Origin of the sequence: Blautia sp. MCC283, assembly GCF_018785565.1 — a bacterium.
In the GTDB taxonomy this organism is placed as follows: Bacteria; Bacillota; Clostridia; order Lachnospirales; family Lachnospiraceae; genus Blautia_A.
Genome location: NZ_WQQB01000016.1, coordinates 50,082 through 66,832, shown reverse-complemented (window position 1 = coordinate 66,832; position 16,751 = coordinate 50,082). Strand labels below are relative to the sequence as shown.

The window sequence follows — 16,751 nt, the reverse complement described above, 5'->3', positions numbered from 1 at the left end:
ACAACAGGGATGCCCCTTTGACCGGCATCTATTTAAGTTGAACAGGAATAGCATTTGGCAGGACTATTTCAAAAAACATTTTCATAGTTATGGACAAAGACATACGGGAGGAGGTGGAAATTCCGCTATGAAAAAGAGAAAACTTAATTATCGATTCCATAATCCAAACACAGCGGAAGTGACCGCCGACTATCTGTTAAAGATATTGATTGAAGCAAATGCAAGTAAGGTGGAACAGGCAATACAAGAAGCAGCGGATGAGCTTCCCAATGAACCAAAACATGATGGAGGGTGTCCTGCGTAGCGCGTGGGATGCCTTTTATTTTTTTGCTATTGCTTGTGTTCTGTCTAAAAATCAGTTAAAATTAGTTCTAGAAAGTCATAGATTAGTCATAGAATTTAGTCATAGAAAATTTTGAAAGGCGGAAGAATATGATATATACGGATAGCCAATTAAAAGAAAAGATTGTTCGCATGATAGAATCCTTTGAAAATGAAGTTGTAGAATTTAAAGAAGCACGCACAAATTATTCGTTTAATGACATTGGTAAATATTTTTCTGCACTTAGCAATGAAGCAAATCTTCGGGGATTACAGGAGGCGTGGCTGATTTTCGGAATTTCGGATGATAAACGATATGTAGGAACGGAATTTCGGAAACAGGGAAGTCTGCAAAGTTTGAAAAAGGAAATCGTAAATGGAACCAATGAACGATTGACATTTCTGGAGATATACGAACTGACAATGGAAAAATGTCGAGTGATAGCATTTCAAATTCCTCCAGCTATTAGGGGGATTCCGACAACATGGCAAGGGGCAGCGTATGCCAGAGAGCATGAATCTATATCACCGCTTCCGATGAATAAAGTAGATCTACTTAGAAGTCAAATAGGAATGGATTGGTCAAAAGAAATTGTAGAAGATGCAACGATAGAAGACTTGGATGAAGAAGCGATTAAAAGAGCAAGAGAACTTTTCTCAAAACGTCAGAGTGATCGAAAAAAAGCACAGGAAGTTTTAAAGAAACTGTCTGATATTGAGGTTTTAAATAAAGCTGGTATTACAATAAAAGGAAAAATCACCAGAACGGCATTATTGTTATTAGGAAAAAGTGAGGCTAAATATTTCTTTGATGGCTTTATTCCTAGAATTACCTGGACACTTTATAATGCAGATAATTCGGTAAAAGCTTATGAACATTTTGATATACCGATGTTAATGGCAGTGGATAAGGTATATTCCAGGATCAGAAATGTAAAGTATCGTTATATTGCCGGACAGCAGACTTTGTTTCCGGATGAAGTAGATCAATATGAACCAGAGCTGATCAAAGAGATTATTAATAACTGTATTGCTCATCAGGACTATCGCTTGCGTGGAAAAATCAACGTAGAGGAATTTGAGGACAGACTGGTATTTATCAATGAGGGGGCTTTTATACCAGAAACTATTGAACAAGCACTGGAACCGGGATATAAACCACCGTATTATCGAAATGTGTTTTTGTGTAACGCAATGGTAAATCTGTATATGATTGATACAAATTCAATGGGAATACCAATGATGTATCAGATACAGCGTGATAAATGCTTCCCATTGCCGACATATGATTTGAACACAATTAATAGAGTTACAGTGACTGTGTACGGAAAGATATTGGATAAGAATTATACTCAGCTTTTATATTCCAATGAAGATTTAGATATGAGAACTGTATTTTTGTTGGATAAAGTTCAGAAACAGGAAGTAGTTTCTAAAGAAAGCTTTAAGGATTTGAAGAAAAAAGGTCTTGTGGAAGGACGTTATCCTAATGTTTTTGTATCTTTCAAGGTGGCAGATATTGTCGGACAGAAAGCTGCTTATGTTCGAAATAAAGGGTTAGATGATGATATTTGCAAGCAGTTAATTATAAAAGCACTTCAGTCAATGGGAGAAGCCAGCAAAAGAGATTTAATGGAAGTACTGGAAAAAGCATTGCCAGAAGTACTTAGCGATGAACAGAAATCGAAGAAGGTTTCTAATTTGTTACAGGCAATGAAAAAGGATGGAATTGTTGTTACAACAGGAACTAATAGGTATGCAAAGTGGTACTTGATAAAAAAATGATTGATTTACAAAAATGCGAGGGGGATGAAAAATGAAATATATTACACAAGATTGGACATCTACTAAGGATGGATATTTATTTTTTGTTCAAAGACTACAAGAAATGTTGTTTCATTATTCAGATGATATTGTTAAAGCGCCTGTTCATAATACACAAACATTATTAGAAGAATATGTTGATACTGAAAAAGATGTGGTGAAAGGGAGTATTAAGCAATATCAATTAGATATAATTGCAAAAGAGATTAAGTCGAGTTTAATGACAGACGTTATTGTTCGAGAGTTGTATAAATATGAAGTTATTGAAGAGATGGCAAAATTTTTAGATAAAGATCAAAGAACAGCGGTACATTATATATTCAATAAGATACCAAAGAAAAAGTACTATGAAATATGTTGTAAATACTTGAAAGAAAATTTGTCGGAATCAAACCGTAAAACAGAAATTGAAAAAGGACTTCGTGCTTGGCTTGCTTTTTTGCTATGGCATGGATATTCATCGGAATATATATATAGATTCCTGAGAAATATATTTGAGGAAAGTATAAATGATCCAGAAAAAAAAGCACAGATTTTTTTGAATAGGTTTGATTTTGAAATTGGTAAATACAAAGTGTACTTTGTTTTTTATGAAAAATTAAAGCCATATCAAAAGTTGTTAAATGAAAGATTGCATATTTCGTTTGAAGATGATGGTTGCTTTAAACAGATTAAAAGAAAGCAAAAGTCCTTTATAGGGGTTATGGAAACAAAGGCATATGATAATTATTCAGCAATGAAACGAGCGTATTCTGCATTAGAAATTTTTTTGAGATATTTAGAAGTTTTTTTGAATGATAATATCAGTGTAATAGGTAAAAACGGATTGGTAATTCGACAAGATACCCAAGAGGGAATAATTCTTCCCGTAAAAGCGTTTGGGTATAAAAGTATCAAGCCTGAGCCACGAGAAAATTTTAAAACTGAAATAGATACAATTGTTTTGGGATGCCAAGAAAAAGGAAAGGAAACTTATTCTCAGCTTAATAAGATTGTTGATTTGCATAATGCGGCATTAAATCAACAAGACTTAAATGATGCATTTCTTAATTTGTGGTCAGCGTTGGAGGTTGCAAGTGTTACAGATAGTTCAAAATCCAAAATTGAAAGCGTTACTGATAATATAGTTTCCATTCTACAAAATGACTATTTCGAATGCATATTTTCTAATATACTTGACGATTTGAAAAATAATTTAGGTAATCGAAAAGTAAGTTTGTTGCTTAAAGATATAACAGAATTCGATAAAGAGATTTGTAAAATCGCAGGCTTTATATTTCTTGAAAAATATGAGAAATATCGAGAAGATTATTTTGCGAATGAGCTTAAGTATTATCCCAATATACGTTATAAAATATATAACTTATATGAGCAAAGAGAAAATCGCGAAAAATTATGGCATCTTTCCGAAAAGTATTGTCAAAGAATTGAATGGCATCTTTATCGCTTATATAGGCTTAGAAATGCTATTGTTCATGCAGGGGAAAGCCATAAACGAATACAAATGTTAGGAGAACATTTGCATATCTATGTGGATCGTGTAATTCTTGAGTTGATGGTTAAATTAGCAAAAGATAAATGCCTTGGGACGATACAAGATGTTTTTACAGATACATATTTGTTATTGAATAAAAAGAAAAAAAATTTAAAAGAACCAGGTAATGTTGATGAACAATCCATTATGCTATTGTTAGAAAATTTTTTTATCGAAGAGTAATGCATATAAGGAATATTCTGAAGAAAGGGTATTCCTTATTTTGCTATTTACAATTATATTTTAGATGGTACAATAAAGTTGTAACAGAACGACTTAAATATAACAGAAAGGTATTAGATATGAATATAGCTGCTTATTGTCGTGTCTCCACTGATAAAGCTGATCAGCTCAACAGTCTGGAAGCTCAAAAGCAATTTTTCTCTGAGTACACCCAGCGTACTGGTGACAACTTAGTTAGATTATATGCAGATGAGGGTATTTCAGGCACGAAAATAAAAAATCGAAAAGAATTTTTACGCATGATGGCTGATGCTGAACATGGACTATTTGATATGGTAGTAGTAAAGGACATCTCTCGCTTTGCCAGAAATACTGTAGACCTTCTGCAGAATGTCCGCAAACTGAAAGCATTAGGAATCGAGACACAGTTTTTGACGGCCAACATGACCAGCATGGGAAACAGTGAATTTGTTCTGACAATCTTCGGTGCATTGGCGCAGGAAGAAAGTGCCAATACTTCAAAGCGTGTGAAATTCGGCAAGAAAATGAATGCTGAAAAAGGACGAGTTCCGAATATTGTGTACGGATATGATAAAACCATTGGAGATTACTTTAATTTGGCAATCAACGAGGAAGAAGCAGCTGTTATCAGGCAGATTTATAAATGGTATATCGAAGAAGGATATGGTGCCGCCAAGATTGCAAACATGCTGAATGCGAAAGGTATCCGAACAAAGCGTAATTGTCAGTGGAGCCAGAATGCGACGTGCCGGATTTTAACGAATGAACTTTATACCGGAAAAATTATCAACGGCAAGCAGGAAGTAGCTGACTTCCTGACTGGACAGAGAACGGAAAAAGACGAGACGGAGTGGATGGTAACAGAACGTCCGGAACTGCGGATTATTGAGCCGGAAATGTATGAAAAGGCACAGGAGATTTTGGAGTGCAGAAGCAAGACTTTTAAATTAACAAAGGAACGGCAGAGCAATAAGTATTTGTTTTCTACTCTGATTAAATGTAAGGAATGTGGCTGGTCATTTCGACGAACTGTTCGTACTTATAAGAATACTTATATTCGCTGGGTATGTTCCGGTCATAATGGACGTGGGGCGGATAGCTGCCCGAATGCTCAGACAGTGGACGAGGAAGAGTTGATTGAAGTTCTGTCCGAATACTTTTCCGAGCTGCTGAAAGCAAAGAAAAATGTAATTCGTCACGTAACAGGCGAATTCCAGAGGGTTTACAAAGCCAAGGATGAGAACCTGAATTACGAAAAGGAATTGAACGCACAGCTTCACAAGCTTCAAAAAATGCGTCAGAAATACATGGATATGTACACCGATGACCTCATTACACGTGAGGAACTGAATGAAAAAATCGGCGGCACAAAACAGGAAATCGAGCGTCTGGAGAATGAGTTGAAAATGGTTGCTTATCACCTGACAAAAGGTGAACAACTGGAAACAATCTTGAATCGCACGTTTAAAGAGATTGAAGATATTTCCGATGTTCACCAGATGACCAATGCACAGCTTAAACGGATTATCCAGAAAATTGAAGTAGACAAGGATGGTAACGTAGATATTTACTTACGAATCTTCGGTGATTTAGGCTTAGATGAAACCGTTCTAATTAGTGACAACCAAACATAAGGATTGCGTGGAACGGCTGAAAGTGATCAACCCGGCACTGGCCGTTGAGGTGAGGAAAGTTCTTGATGTGAACAAGCGGGAACGACATATCCGGGGTGGGCTTGCTACACGGGAAAAATATCTGCATGCACATATGCGGTGAAGTTTTTGACCGGGGGAATGTTGGTCATAAAGTACCTGTGTTTATGAACGTGAAGTAAAATGAAATGAAAATGTCCGGGCTCTTCCCTGAATTACTTCGGTTGACATACAAGGTGAGATGTGCGAAGATTTATCATATGATAAAACAGCAAAACACATTTCAGAGGAAAGAGAGGATTTTATTATGCTGAAACAGTTATCTATCTATGCAGAAAATAAAAAAGGTGTTATGCAGAACATTACCGGGATCCTGAAGAATGAGGACATCAACATTCTGGGATCAGTTACCAATGACAGTGCAGAGTACGGAATCGTGCGAATGGTAGTTTCTGATCCGGATAAGGCGAAGGAGGCACTGATCGCTGCCGGATATCTCTGTCACGTGATCGATGTGATCGGTGTGGAAGTTGAGGATAAAACCGGAAATCTGAATGATCTGCTTCTTACACTGAAGGACAGCAACGTGAGCGTGGATTATCTGTATCTCTCTTTTAATCGTGATTCCGGAAAACCGATCATGGTATTCCATACCGAGGACACCATGGAAGTAAGAGCCTGCCTGAAGTCCAGAGGATACACAGTTTTATAAAAGCAGAATTTTATCCGGACAGCAATGTTGTGCCCATCGGATCAATATTAAAAAGTTCTATATTATAAACATTAAATATTAATTTTACAAATGTATATGGTCATGCTATCATATAGCCATAATAGTTCTTAACCTGTAAACAGCCACCTCAGGATATGTGAATATCCTATATCATACAGGCCCGGAACTAAAAAAACTCATCACATAAAGTTAATAATTACACCCATGAAGGGATCTGTGGATCAGCGTACACAGATTCTTTCGAAGAAAGCTGTTACATCAGCGGAGTTTTCTGTGTCTCCAATGATGTGGCAGCTTTTTTCTTTGATCCTGAAAAAATTCGCAGTAATTTCACAAAAACATGATACATTATGAAGCGTGTTATAATCAGGTCTGTGAGAAATGACAGAATCATAAAAATATGGCAAATCGAAATACGAATATCTGCTTCAGCGAAAAAGCCGAAACTGTTTATTTCTGGCAGAACTCAAAATCCGACGGAAAAGAATCAGACAGAAGAGGAAAAAATGATGAGATTGATAAAAAAACAAAGTGTGGGAAAAAACATCAGGCGAAAGAACAGCAGTTGGGTCTATATCCTGGCCTTTCTGTTTCCTGTGATGATATTTGCGGCAGGTTTTGCAATGAAAGGAGTTTATCCTTTTGGGGAAAATTCGGCGCTTGTTGTTGATGGTGTTCATCAGTATACAGCCTTTTATAAGGAACTTTTAAGCCAGCTGGAAAAAGGCGCAGGGTGGACGTATTCCACACATTCCATGGGTTATGATTTTTACGGCCTGTTCTGTTATTATCTCAGCAGTCCGTTCAGCCTTCTTGTGCTGCTGTTTATGAAATTCATGTATGTAAATGATGCAGTAACAGCTGTGATCCTGATCAAGGTTGGGCTTTGCAGCGTGTCCATGGCCTGGTATTCCGGGAAAAAATATCCAGGCAGAGGGAGTATGGCGGTTTCTCTTGGATGCATGTATGCGTTGTCAAATTTTCTTATGGGATACTACAGTAACGTAATGTGGCTGGACTGTATCATGCTTCTTCCGGTATTGGCATACTTTATCGAGCAGCTGGTATATACCGGAAAATGGTACGGGTATTGCCTGGTGCTTGGGTGCTGTATTTTAACCAGTTATTATATGGGATTTATGTTATGTACCTTTTCGGCTCTCTATTATCTGGCAAATCTGGCTATCATAAAATCTGACCAGCGGCCGGAGAAAATATTGCATTCTCTGCTGAAATTTGCCGGGTCTTCCATTGCCAGTGCATGTCTTGCGGGAATTACTCTGATTCCTGGCATTGTGGCTGTATCCAGGACTGCAGCAGCAGAGGAAGCTGGAACAGGGCTTGCCGGTGTTTACGGAGATATCTGGAAGCAGCTGGGAGCGCTGATGGAGGATTCCCTGTCTTTTGTGAAATCCAGCGAACAGGGAGATGTGAATCTTTACTGTGGCTGTGCAGTGCTGCTTTTTGCAGGAATGTATTTTCTGAACAAAGAAATCCGTACCGTGGAAAAGATCATGACGGGAGCGTTGGTCATTTTTTACTTTGCGGGTTTTCATATCACAGCGTTAAATCTTCTGCTTCATGGAATGCATAAACCGGTGGGAATCCCCAACCGTTTTGCTTTTATCCTGATCTTTCTGCTTCTGCGGATGTCCTGCGATGCGTGGGGGAAAACAGAGAAGGTGAGTGAAAAGCGGCTGTTCGCGGGATTTGCTGCGGTGGAAATATTCTGCATGGTTGTGGGGATTAAAAGTGGAAAAGCAGGAGAGGTTCTGCTTACAGAAGGGATTCTTGCGGGAATGTTTCTTACAGTGTGGACGGGAAATTATTTTTGTGGAAAACTTTCAAGACATCCGTTTGGCTGTGTGGAAATCCGAAAAATCTGTGGAGGGGTACTGGCTGTTTTGATCTTGGCTGAGACAGGAATTCACGGAATTGTCAGCATTACAGATAACGGAACTGCAAATCGCGATATTTATGTGGAAAGTGAGCAGGAGATTGGTGGATTACTGGAGTCTGCCGGCGTGGATCAGGTGGATTACCGCACTGCGATCGTAAATCCCCTTGTGAGAAATGAAGAAATACTGTATCAGCTGAACGGGATGTCCATGTATTCTTCCACCAATACAGAGGAAATGTGGAATTTTGTGAAGAACATGGGGTTTGAAAATCTGGAAAATCGTTTTCAGTATGCAGGATCTACGGAAGTGATGGATATGCTTCTGGGGATACGATATCTGTTTTGCAGGAATACAAGAACCCTTCATACTGCTTATAAAAAGATTGCAGAAAGCCAGTCATTTGACCTGTATGAAAATCCACGGGCTCTGCGATCCGGATATATGGTCAGCGATTCTGTGCTGGATTATGCAATGGAAGGAACAGACCCGCTTGAAGTTCAGAACCGTCTGCTCAGTGGTATTGTAGGAAAAAGACTGTACAAAATGCAGACAGTCAATTCTGATACTGCCCTGATTGGAAACACAACTTTTAATATCCATCTGAAAAAAGGAGAACATGGATATCTTTATATTCCGGGAACAGAACCGGATACAGTGACGATTAATGGACAGGAGCAGAAGTCTGATTATTGGAATAATAATTTTCTGGATCTGGGAACTTATAATGTGGATACCATTGTGCAGGTAACTACGGGTACCGGTATGCACGAGGCTGTTCTGGGAACATACCAGGAATCTGAACTGGATTCCATTTATGAAGAACTTTCTTCTCAGCAAATGGATCTGAAGGATGGAAAAGGCAGTATATCTGTAAAAAAAGACGGAATTCTTATGCTCAGCGTATTCTATGACCCGGATATGAAGGTTTATGTGGACGGAGAAAAAGCCGATGTAAAAAGTATTCAGGGACTTACCGGCGTGAAACTTTCACAGGGAACGCATATAATTACCATGAAATATCAAACTCCGGGATTGAAAACAGGAGCAGTTCTTTCTATATTAATGGTGGGAATACTGGGAGCGATCTGCTTTGCCCGAAAATTCAGAAACAGGTAAATAACAGACAACGATATAAAAGGAGAAATGGGGAGTGTAAAATATGAAAATTGCCATGATAAACGGACAGAATCACAAAGGTTCTACCTATCATATAGGAAAAATGCTGGCAGATAAGCTGGCAGAAAAGATCCGCAGGAATTATGGCCATGTGAAACCAGGGCTGAAAACAAAAGCTTACTTCGAGGTTATGCGTAAGCTTGTAAAGAGCGGCTGGAATGAAGTGGATGTGGCTTACTGGAAGGAACATGGCTGGACAGAAAAGGCCAGACCGTGGAAGTAAAACTTCCATTTTCGCAGGGTTGTGACATCTATGAAGAAAACTGCGTTAAACCCCTGTAAAATCAGCAAAAATTCTTTATAAAACACCTTGACAAGCTCTGTATTTACGGTCTATAATGAGCAAGCGTGCGAATGAAACGTTATATTTTCGCATGCCGTAATTTGTAAATAGCAACCGCAAGGCCCCATGGGAAAGCCCATGGAGAAATAAATCGGGAGGTGAAATGGAATGCCAACATTCAACCAGTTAGTAAGAAAGGGCCGTCAGACAGCTGTTAAGAAATCTACAGCACCGGCTCTGCAGAAAACATACAACTCTTTAAGAAAGAAAGCAGTTGATCAGGCTGCTCCACAGAAACGTGGTGTTTGTACTGCTGTTAAAACAGCTACTCCTAAAAAGCCTAACTCAGCTCTTAGAAAGATCGCCAGAGTTCGTCTTTCCAACGGTATCGAGGTAACAAGTTATATTCCAGGAGAGGGTCACAACCTTCAGGAGCATAGCGTTGTTCTTATCCGTGGAGGAAGAGTTAAGGACTTACCTGGTACAAGATACCACATCATCAGAGGTACTCTTGATACCGCAGGTGTCGCTAACAGAAAACAGGCTCGTTCCAAATACGGAGCTAAGAGACCTAAAGCTAAAAAATAATTTAAGTAGATCAGAAATCTACGCCGCTTCCTGATTGCAGATAATCAGGAGGATTACAAAGATATTATTCATCTAATGTATTACAGCGGAAGACTATAAGGATTTGTACGGTATTCCATATACCCTGTCGGTTGCGGGTTAAATATAGGACCTTACCAGTGCGAACATGCAATAGTTTTACTGCGTGAGTACCGATGATATAATCAATATGATTAAGGAGGGAAGTAACGTGCCACGTAAAGGACATACTCAGAAAAGAGACGTTCTGGCTGACCCGATGTACAATAACAAAGTGGTTACCAAACTTATCAATAACATCATGTTAGACGGTAAGAAAGGTGTTGCTCAGAAAATTGTATACGGCGCATTTGCCAGAGTAGAGGAAAAAGCTGGTAAACCAGCAATTGAAGTATTTGAAGAGGCTATGAACAACATCATGCCAGTTCTCGAGGTAAAAGCAAGACGTATCGGTGGTGCTACTTATCAGGTTCCGATCGAGGTAAGAGCAGACAGACGTCAGGCACTTGCTCTTCGTTGGCTTACAATGTTCTCACGTAAGAGAGGCGAGAAGACAATGGAAGAAAGACTGGCTAATGAGCTTCTGGACGCAATGAACAACACAGGTGCATCCGTTAAGAGAAAAGAAGACATGCACAAGATGGCTGAGGCAAATAAAGCATTTGCTCACTATCGCTTCTAATTCGAGGAGGAAAATTCATTGGCTGGAAAAGAAGGAAGAGAATATCCATTAGAGAGAACCAGAAATATCGGTATCATGGCGCATATCGATGCTGGTAAAACAACTCTTACAGAGCGTATTCTTTATTATACAGGTGTTAACTACAAGATCGGTGATACTCATGAAGGTACAGCGACAATGGACTGGATGGAGCAGGAGCAGGAGCGTGGTATCACAATCACATCCGCAGCTACAACATGTCACTGGACTCTTGAGGAGAACTGCAAGCCAAAGCCAGGTGCTCTTGAGCATCGTATCAACATCATTGATACACCAGGACACGTAGACTTCACTGTTGAGGTTGAGCGTTCCCTTCGTGTACTTGATGGTGCTGTCGGCGTTTTCTGTGCTAAGGGTGGTGTTGAGCCACAGTCTGAGAACGTATGGCGTCAGGCTGATACCTACAATGTACCTCGTATGGCATTCATCAACAAGATGGATATCCTTGGTGCAAACTTCTACGGTGCAGTAGAGCAGATCAAGACTCGTCTTGGTAAAAACGCTATCTGCCTGCAGCTTCCAATCGGAAAAGAGGATGAGTTCAAAGGAATCATCGATCTTTTCGAGATGAAAGCTTACATCTACAATGATGAGAAGGGTGATGACATTTCCATCACAGATATTCCTGAGGATATGAAGGAAGATGCTGAGCTTTATCATACAGAGCTGATCGAGAAGATCTGCGAGCTGGATGATGACCTCATGATGGAGTACCTTGAGGGAGAAGAGCCTTCTGTAGACAGAATGAAAGCTGTCCTCAGAAAAGCTACCTGTGAGTGTACAGCAGTACCGGTTTGCTGCGGTTCCGCTTACAGAAACAAAGGTGTTCAGAAACTTCTGGATGCAATCCTTGAGTACATGCCGGCTCCTACAGATATCCCGGCTATCAAGGGTGTTGACCTTGACGGCAACGAAGTTGAGAGACATTCATCTGATGATGAGCCATTCTCCGCTCTTGCATTCAAGATCATGACTGACCCATTTGTAGGAAAACTTGCTTATTTCCGTGTTTATTCAGGAACAATGAACTCCGGTTCTTATGTACTGAATGCCACAAAAGATAAAAAAGAGCGTGTTGGACGTATCCTTCAGATGCACGCCAACAAACGTATGGAGCTGGATAAGGTTTACTCCGGTGATATCGCTGCAGCGATCGGATTCAAATTCACTACAACAGGTGATACAATCTGTGACGAGCAGCATCCGGTAATCCTTGAGTCCATGGAGTTCCCGGAGCCAGTTATCGAGCTCGCTATCGAGCCTAAGACAAAAGCTGGACAGGGCAAACTTGGTGAGGCACTTGCTAAGCTTGCTGAGGAGGACCCGACATTCCGTGCTCATACAGATCAGGAAACAGGACAGACCATTATCGCTGGTATGGGTGAGCTTCACCTGGATATCATCGTTGACCGTCTTCTTCGTGAGTTCAAGGTTGAGGCTAACGTTGGTGCACCTCAGGTTGCTTACAAAGAGACAATCACCAAATCTGTTGATGTAGACAGCAAGTATGCTAAACAGTCTGGTGGTCGTGGACAGTATGGTCACTGTAAAGTTAAATTCGAGCCTATGGATGCCAACGGAGAAGAGCTGTACAAGTTCGAGTCCACAGTTGTTGGTGGTGCTATTCCGAAGGAATACATCCCGGCAGTTGGCGAAGGTATCGAGGAAGCTATGAAAGCTGGTATCCTCGGAGGATTCCCGGTAGTTGGTGTACATGCAAATGTATACGATGGTTCTTACCATGAAGTCGATTCTTCTGAGATGGCATTCCACATTGCAGGTTCTCTTGCATTCAAGGATGCTATGCAGAAAGCAGCTCCGGTTCTTCTTGAGCCAATCATGAAGGTCGAAGTTACTACACCAGAGGATTACATGGGTGACGTTATCGGTGATATCAACTCCCGTCGTGGACGTATCGAGGGTATGGAAGATATCGGCGGCGGTAAGATGATCCGTGGATATGTTCCGCTTTCCGAGATGTTCGGATATGCTACAGACCTTCGTTCCAGAACACAGGGACGTGGTAACTACTCTATGTTCTTCGAGAAATATGAGCAGGTTCCGAAGTCTGTACAGGAGAAGATCCTTTCCAAAAAGGACTGATCTGATATAAAATAATAAAATGCTTGCAAATAACCTTGGTTTGCAATATAATCAAGGTTAGCAAGTTTAAATCTGAAAAAATGCTCTAATTTTGATAGAGCCAAGTTTTAAGGAGGACATTTTAAAATGGCAAAGGCTAAGTTTGAGAGAACAAAACCGCATTGTAACATTGGTACCATCGGACACGTTGACCATGGTAAAACAACATTAACAGCAGCTATCACTAAAGTTCTTGCAGAGAGAGTTCCAGGAAACGTAGTAGAGAACTTTGAGGATATCGATAAAGCTCCAGAGGAAAGAGAGCGTGGTATCACAATTTCTACAGCTCACGTTGAGTATCAGACAGAGCGTAGACATTACGCACACGTTGACTGCCCAGGACATGCTGACTACGTTAAGAACATGATCACAGGTGCAGCTCAGATGGATGGTGCTATCCTTGTTGTTGCTGCTACAGACGGTGTTATGGCTCAGACTAAAGAGCATATCCTTCTTTCCCGTCAGGTAGGTGTTCCTTACATCGTTGTATTCATGAACAAATGTGATATGGTAGACGATGAGGAGCTTCTTGAGCTCGTTGAGATGGAGATCCGTGATCTTCTTTCCGAGTATGACTTCCCAGGAGATGACATTCCGGTTATCCAGGGTTCTGCTCTTAAAGCTCTTGAGGATCCGGCTGGCCCATGGGGAGACAAGATCATGGAGCTTATGGATGCTGTTGATGAGTACATTCCGGACCCACAGCGTGACACAGATAAACCGTTCGTAATGCCTGTAGAGGACGTATTCTCCATCACAGGACGTGGTACAGTTGCAACTGGTAGAGTTGAGGCTGGTGTTCTTCACGTATCTGAGGAAGTTGAGATCGTTGGTATCAAAGAGGAGACTCGTAAAGTTGTTGTAACTGGTATCGAGATGTTCCGTAAACTTCTTGATGAGGCTCAGGCTGGTGATAACATCGGAGCACTTCTTCGTGGTGTTCAGAGAAACGAGATCGAGCGTGGACAGGTTCTTGCTAAACCAGGAACACTTACATGCCATACAAAATTCACAGCTCAGGTTTACGTTCTGACTAAAGACGAGGGTGGCCGTCATACACCATTCTTCAACAACTATCGTCCGCAGTTCTATTTCAGAACAACAGACGTAACAGGTGTTTGCAACCTTCCAGAGGGAACAGAGATGTGCATGCCTGGAGATAACATCGAGATGACAATCGAGCTGATTCATCCGATCGCTATGAGCCAGGGTCTTACATTCGCTATCCGTGAGGGTGGACGTACTGTTGGATCAGGACGTGTTGCTACAATCATCGAGTAATCACTGACTAATATATATTGAGTACCGCAAGGTACATGTGTCCAAATGTAAGATACCCCGGAACCGTAAGGTTTCCGGGGTTTTTCTGTTGAACAGAAGATTAAAAAAAGGCTGTAAAGAATAGCGAATAAATTAAAAACAGGCAGGTATGGGAAGAAAATGAAAACCTTCGCATATCTGCCTGTGATACTGTTATGATACTATTTCTGTTCGTTATTGGAAAATTTCTGTGTTAAAAGTTCATCTCGTTTACGGATTCGTGTCTCAAAATCCAGTTCTTCAATTTCTTTATGGGTGACAGGTTTGGAAGTGTAGTATTCCAACGTCTGCTTTTTCCACATATCAAACATATCTTTGCCTGTGAAATAAGATTCCAGGCTTTCTCTGTTCTCCTGCAGATCAGCAAGAAAATTACACATATCTGCGTTTAAAGAATGTTCCGGATCATTTCCATAAAAGCGAAGTCCGGCATACCATTTCTGTGTTTCTGTTTCTATATCACCGGGAAGTTTATTATTTATATCCAGTTCATACCGGAGTTCATTGGATTCATTCATCTGCAGTAAAACCCAAAGAATATCGCTGAGAGTAGAAATCTGTACTTTATTTTCAGATAATCCAAATAACCAGTCCAGTGAGACATGAAATTTCTGAGCAATAGTCAATAACACATCATTGGAGGGAGTAACCACACCATTTTCATAACTGGATAAAGTTGACTGACGTATACCAATAGCTGCGGAAAAGTTTTTTTGATTCATCTTCAGATCAGTTCGTAGCTCTTTTATTTTTTCTGAAATAGATGATTCCTGCATATTATCCACCTCCTTAAAAGCTATGATTAGTATATCACAAATGATAAAAATCAACAATATAGAAAAATATCATTCACACAGATAAAAACCATTGACAATGATTACTTTAAATGATATAGTATCAGTGAAAATGATAATTATAGACAAGGAGGAAATGATATGCAGAGACAAAACTATATGATTACAGCGGAAGAAGTTGCAGAGAGCATGGGGATTTCACTTGGATATGCTTACAAGCTACTTCGCAAACTGAACAAAGAGCTTGCAGATCAGGGATATGTGACCGTTGCGGGCAAGATACCGAGAGCATTCTGGGAAAAGAAATTTTATGGATATTCCCAGATTGCAATGTAAAGGGGGGGGAGAAAGTATGGCAGCATACAAAGATGAAGAAAGAGGAACCTGGTATGTTTCATTTTATTATGAGGACTGGACAGGAGCCAAAAAGCGAAAAGTAAAAAGAGGATTCCGCACTAAGAAAGAAGCATTAAATTTTGAAGCGGAGTATAAAAGAACAGCGAAAGCAGACATGGATATGACAATGGGAGAGTTTGTAGAAGTCTACTTCCGAGACAAGTCTCAGTCATTGAAGGACAGGAGTATCAAGAATAAAAGAGATACGATGAAGGCTCAACTGTTACCGTATTTTAAGGACAGACCAATGAACAGTATTACACCAGCAGAGATTATCCAGTGGCAGAATACGATTATTGAAAAAGGATATTCAGATGATTATCTGAAAACAATACAGAATCAGATGACGGCATTATTCAATCATGCGAAGAATATCTACAATCTGGCAGATAATCCCTGTGACAAAGTAAAACGTATGGGAAAGACTTCAAAAAAGAAAATGAAGTTTTGGACAATTGAAGAATATCGGCAGTTTATGACCGGAATAGAACCGGGAAGCAAATATTATGTGCTGTTTGAATTATTATTCTGGACAGGAGCGAGAGAAGGCGAAGCACTCAGCATTACACCTGCTGACATTGATTTTGAAAGGAATCTACTTCATATCAATAAAACTTACTACCGTATGCATGGAGAGGACGTGATTACATCTCCCAAAACAGAAGAATCGAACCGTACGATTTCCATACCGGAATTTCTGAAAAAAGAGATTCAGGACTATATTAGCAGACTGTATGAGTTGCCCGAAGATGAACGGATTTTTCCAATGGTTCATGAAGCGGTACAGCATAAGTTAAAACAGGTGGTTCAAAAGACCGGAGTAAAAAAGATAAGAGTACACGACATTCGTCACAGTCATGCGGCATTTCTGATCAATAAGGGAGTGCAACCATTGATGATTAAAGAAAGGTTTGGACATACGGACATTCGCATTACATTGAATACTTATGGGCACTTATATCCAGATCAGCAGAAAGTAGTGGCAGATATGTTGGATGATGAAAATATAAAAAGCTCCGGAAGTACGAACAACCGGAGCAATGTGACAAATGAGGACGAATCCACAAATGTCAACCCTAGACAAGTTGATTATAGCAGAGATTCTTCCAGAGAACAACAGATAACTGGCGAGAACAGTTGAGAA

General features: G+C 40.0%; 14 protein-coding genes and 1 pseudogene. 14 read left to right on the top strand and 1 reads right to left on the bottom strand.

The window, feature by feature from the left end; genetic code table 11:
• Positions 1 to 127 precede the first annotated feature (127 nt).
• From GPK81_RS05840 to tuf, 12 genes and pseudogenes are all read left to right on the top strand, one after another.
• Entirely contained in the window at positions 128 to 304 is a 177-nt protein-coding gene (locus GPK81_RS05840) for a hypothetical protein (RefSeq protein ID WP_171030313.1), read from the top strand.
• A 128-nt stretch (positions 305 to 432) separates the two neighbouring features.
• On the top strand, positions 433 to 2,106 hold the full coding sequence (locus GPK81_RS05835; protein ID WP_215706689.1) for an RNA-binding domain-containing protein: 1,674 nt from the start codon (positions 433 to 435) through the stop codon (positions 2,104 to 2,106).
• 31 nt (positions 2,107 to 2,137) lie between these two features.
• A complete protein-coding gene (locus tag GPK81_RS05830; protein WP_015541718.1) occupies positions 2,138 to 3,862 on the top strand; it encodes a hypothetical protein in 1,725 nt (574 codons plus the stop codon).
• Between the two features lie 119 nt (positions 3,863 to 3,981).
• Positions 3,982 to 5,517, top strand: coding sequence for a recombinase family protein (locus GPK81_RS05825; protein ID WP_161233946.1), 1,536 nt, complete (start codon positions 3,982 to 3,984; stop codon positions 5,515 to 5,517).
• Positions 5,504 to 5,659: pseudogene (locus GPK81_RS05820) on the top strand (sporulation transcriptional regulator SpoIIID); the annotation flags it as partial. The gene GPK81_RS05825 and the pseudogene GPK81_RS05820, both read left to right, overlap by 14 nt.
• A 183-nt stretch (positions 5,660 to 5,842) precedes the next feature.
• On the top strand, positions 5,843 to 6,247 hold the full coding sequence (locus GPK81_RS05815) for an ACT domain-containing protein (protein ID WP_021976037.1): 405 nt from the start codon (positions 5,843 to 5,845) through the stop codon (positions 6,245 to 6,247).
• A gap of 527 nt (positions 6,248 to 6,774) precedes the next feature.
• The gene (locus tag GPK81_RS05810) at positions 6,775 to 9,285 is read left to right on the top strand and encodes a YfhO family protein (protein WP_215706688.1); all 2,511 of its coding nucleotides are present in this window, start codon (positions 6,775 to 6,777) and stop codon (positions 9,283 to 9,285) included.
• A gap of 43 nt (positions 9,286 to 9,328) precedes the next feature.
• Entirely contained in the window at positions 9,329 to 9,568 is a 240-nt protein-coding gene (locus tag GPK81_RS05805) for a hypothetical protein (protein ID WP_021976039.1), read from the top strand.
• 228 nt (positions 9,569 to 9,796) lie between these two features.
• Positions 9,797 to 10,216, top strand: a complete 420-nt coding sequence (gene rpsL / locus GPK81_RS05800) for a 30S ribosomal protein S12 (protein ID WP_118062180.1) — start codon at positions 9,797 to 9,799, stop codon at positions 10,214 to 10,216.
• 229 nt (positions 10,217 to 10,445) lie between these two features.
• Complete coding sequence (rpsG, locus tag GPK81_RS05795) at positions 10,446 to 10,916, top strand: 30S ribosomal protein S7 (protein ID WP_207660371.1); 471 nt, start codon at positions 10,446 to 10,448, stop codon at positions 10,914 to 10,916.
• 18 nt (positions 10,917 to 10,934) lie between these two features.
• Positions 10,935 to 13,058, top strand: a complete 2,124-nt coding sequence (fusA, locus tag GPK81_RS05790; RefSeq protein WP_256441825.1) for an elongation factor G — start codon at positions 10,935 to 10,937, stop codon at positions 13,056 to 13,058.
• Positions 13,059 to 13,184: 126 nt separating this feature from the next.
• Positions 13,185 to 14,378 (top strand): elongation factor Tu, encoded by a 1,194-nt coding sequence (gene tuf / locus GPK81_RS05785; RefSeq protein WP_015526359.1) that lies wholly within the window; start codon positions 13,185 to 13,187, stop codon positions 14,376 to 14,378.
• Positions 14,379 to 14,578: 200 nt separating this feature from the next.
• Here tuf and GPK81_RS05780 read toward each other — a convergent pair whose 3' ends face one another.
• A complete protein-coding gene (locus tag GPK81_RS05780; protein WP_070100139.1) occupies positions 14,579 to 15,193 on the bottom strand; it encodes a helix-turn-helix domain-containing protein in 615 nt (204 codons plus the stop codon).
• A 159-nt stretch (positions 15,194 to 15,352) separates the two neighbouring features.
• On the opposite strand from GPK81_RS05780, the gene GPK81_RS05775 reads away from it, so the two are divergent.
• Positions 15,353 to 15,547, top strand: a complete 195-nt coding sequence (locus GPK81_RS05775) for a hypothetical protein (protein WP_055053915.1) — start codon at positions 15,353 to 15,355, stop codon at positions 15,545 to 15,547.
• Positions 15,548 to 15,563: 16 nt separating this feature from the next.
• Positions 15,564 to 16,748, top strand: coding sequence for a site-specific integrase (locus GPK81_RS05770; RefSeq protein ID WP_215683685.1), 1,185 nt, complete (start codon positions 15,564 to 15,566; stop codon positions 16,746 to 16,748).
• Positions 16,749 to 16,751: the final 3 nt, after the last annotated feature.

What these genes read in the sequence shown, in the direction of transcription:
- GPK81_RS05840 (WP_171030313.1), top strand. Translation starts at nt 128, where the DNA reads ATGAAAAAGAGAAAACTTAATTATCGATTCCATAATCCAAACACAGCG.
- GPK81_RS05835 (WP_215706689.1), top strand. Translation starts at nt 433, where the DNA reads ATGATATATACGGATAGCCAATTAAAAGAAAAGATTGTTCGCATGATA.
- GPK81_RS05830 (WP_015541718.1), top strand. Translation starts at nt 2,138, where the DNA reads ATGAAATATATTACACAAGATTGGACATCTACTAAGGATGGATATTTA.
- GPK81_RS05825 (WP_161233946.1), top strand. Translation starts at nt 3,982, where the DNA reads ATGAATATAGCTGCTTATTGTCGTGTCTCCACTGATAAAGCTGATCAG.
- GPK81_RS05815 (WP_021976037.1), top strand. Translation starts at nt 5,843, where the DNA reads ATGCTGAAACAGTTATCTATCTATGCAGAAAATAAAAAAGGTGTTATG.
- GPK81_RS05810 (WP_215706688.1), top strand. Translation starts at nt 6,775, where the DNA reads ATGATGAGATTGATAAAAAAACAAAGTGTGGGAAAAAACATCAGGCGA.
- GPK81_RS05805 (WP_021976039.1), top strand. Translation starts at nt 9,329, where the DNA reads ATGAAAATTGCCATGATAAACGGACAGAATCACAAAGGTTCTACCTAT.
- rpsL (WP_118062180.1), top strand. Translation starts at nt 9,797, where the DNA reads ATGCCAACATTCAACCAGTTAGTAAGAAAGGGCCGTCAGACAGCTGTT.
- tuf (WP_015526359.1), top strand. Translation starts at nt 13,185, where the DNA reads ATGGCAAAGGCTAAGTTTGAGAGAACAAAACCGCATTGTAACATTGGT.
- GPK81_RS05780 (WP_070100139.1), bottom strand. Translation starts at nt 15,193, where the DNA reads ATGCAGGAATCATCTATTTCAGAAAAAATAAAAGAGCTACGAACTGAT.
- GPK81_RS05775 (WP_055053915.1), top strand. Translation starts at nt 15,353, where the DNA reads ATGCAGAGACAAAACTATATGATTACAGCGGAAGAAGTTGCAGAGAGC.
- GPK81_RS05770 (WP_215683685.1), top strand. Translation starts at nt 15,564, where the DNA reads ATGGCAGCATACAAAGATGAAGAAAGAGGAACCTGGTATGTTTCATTT.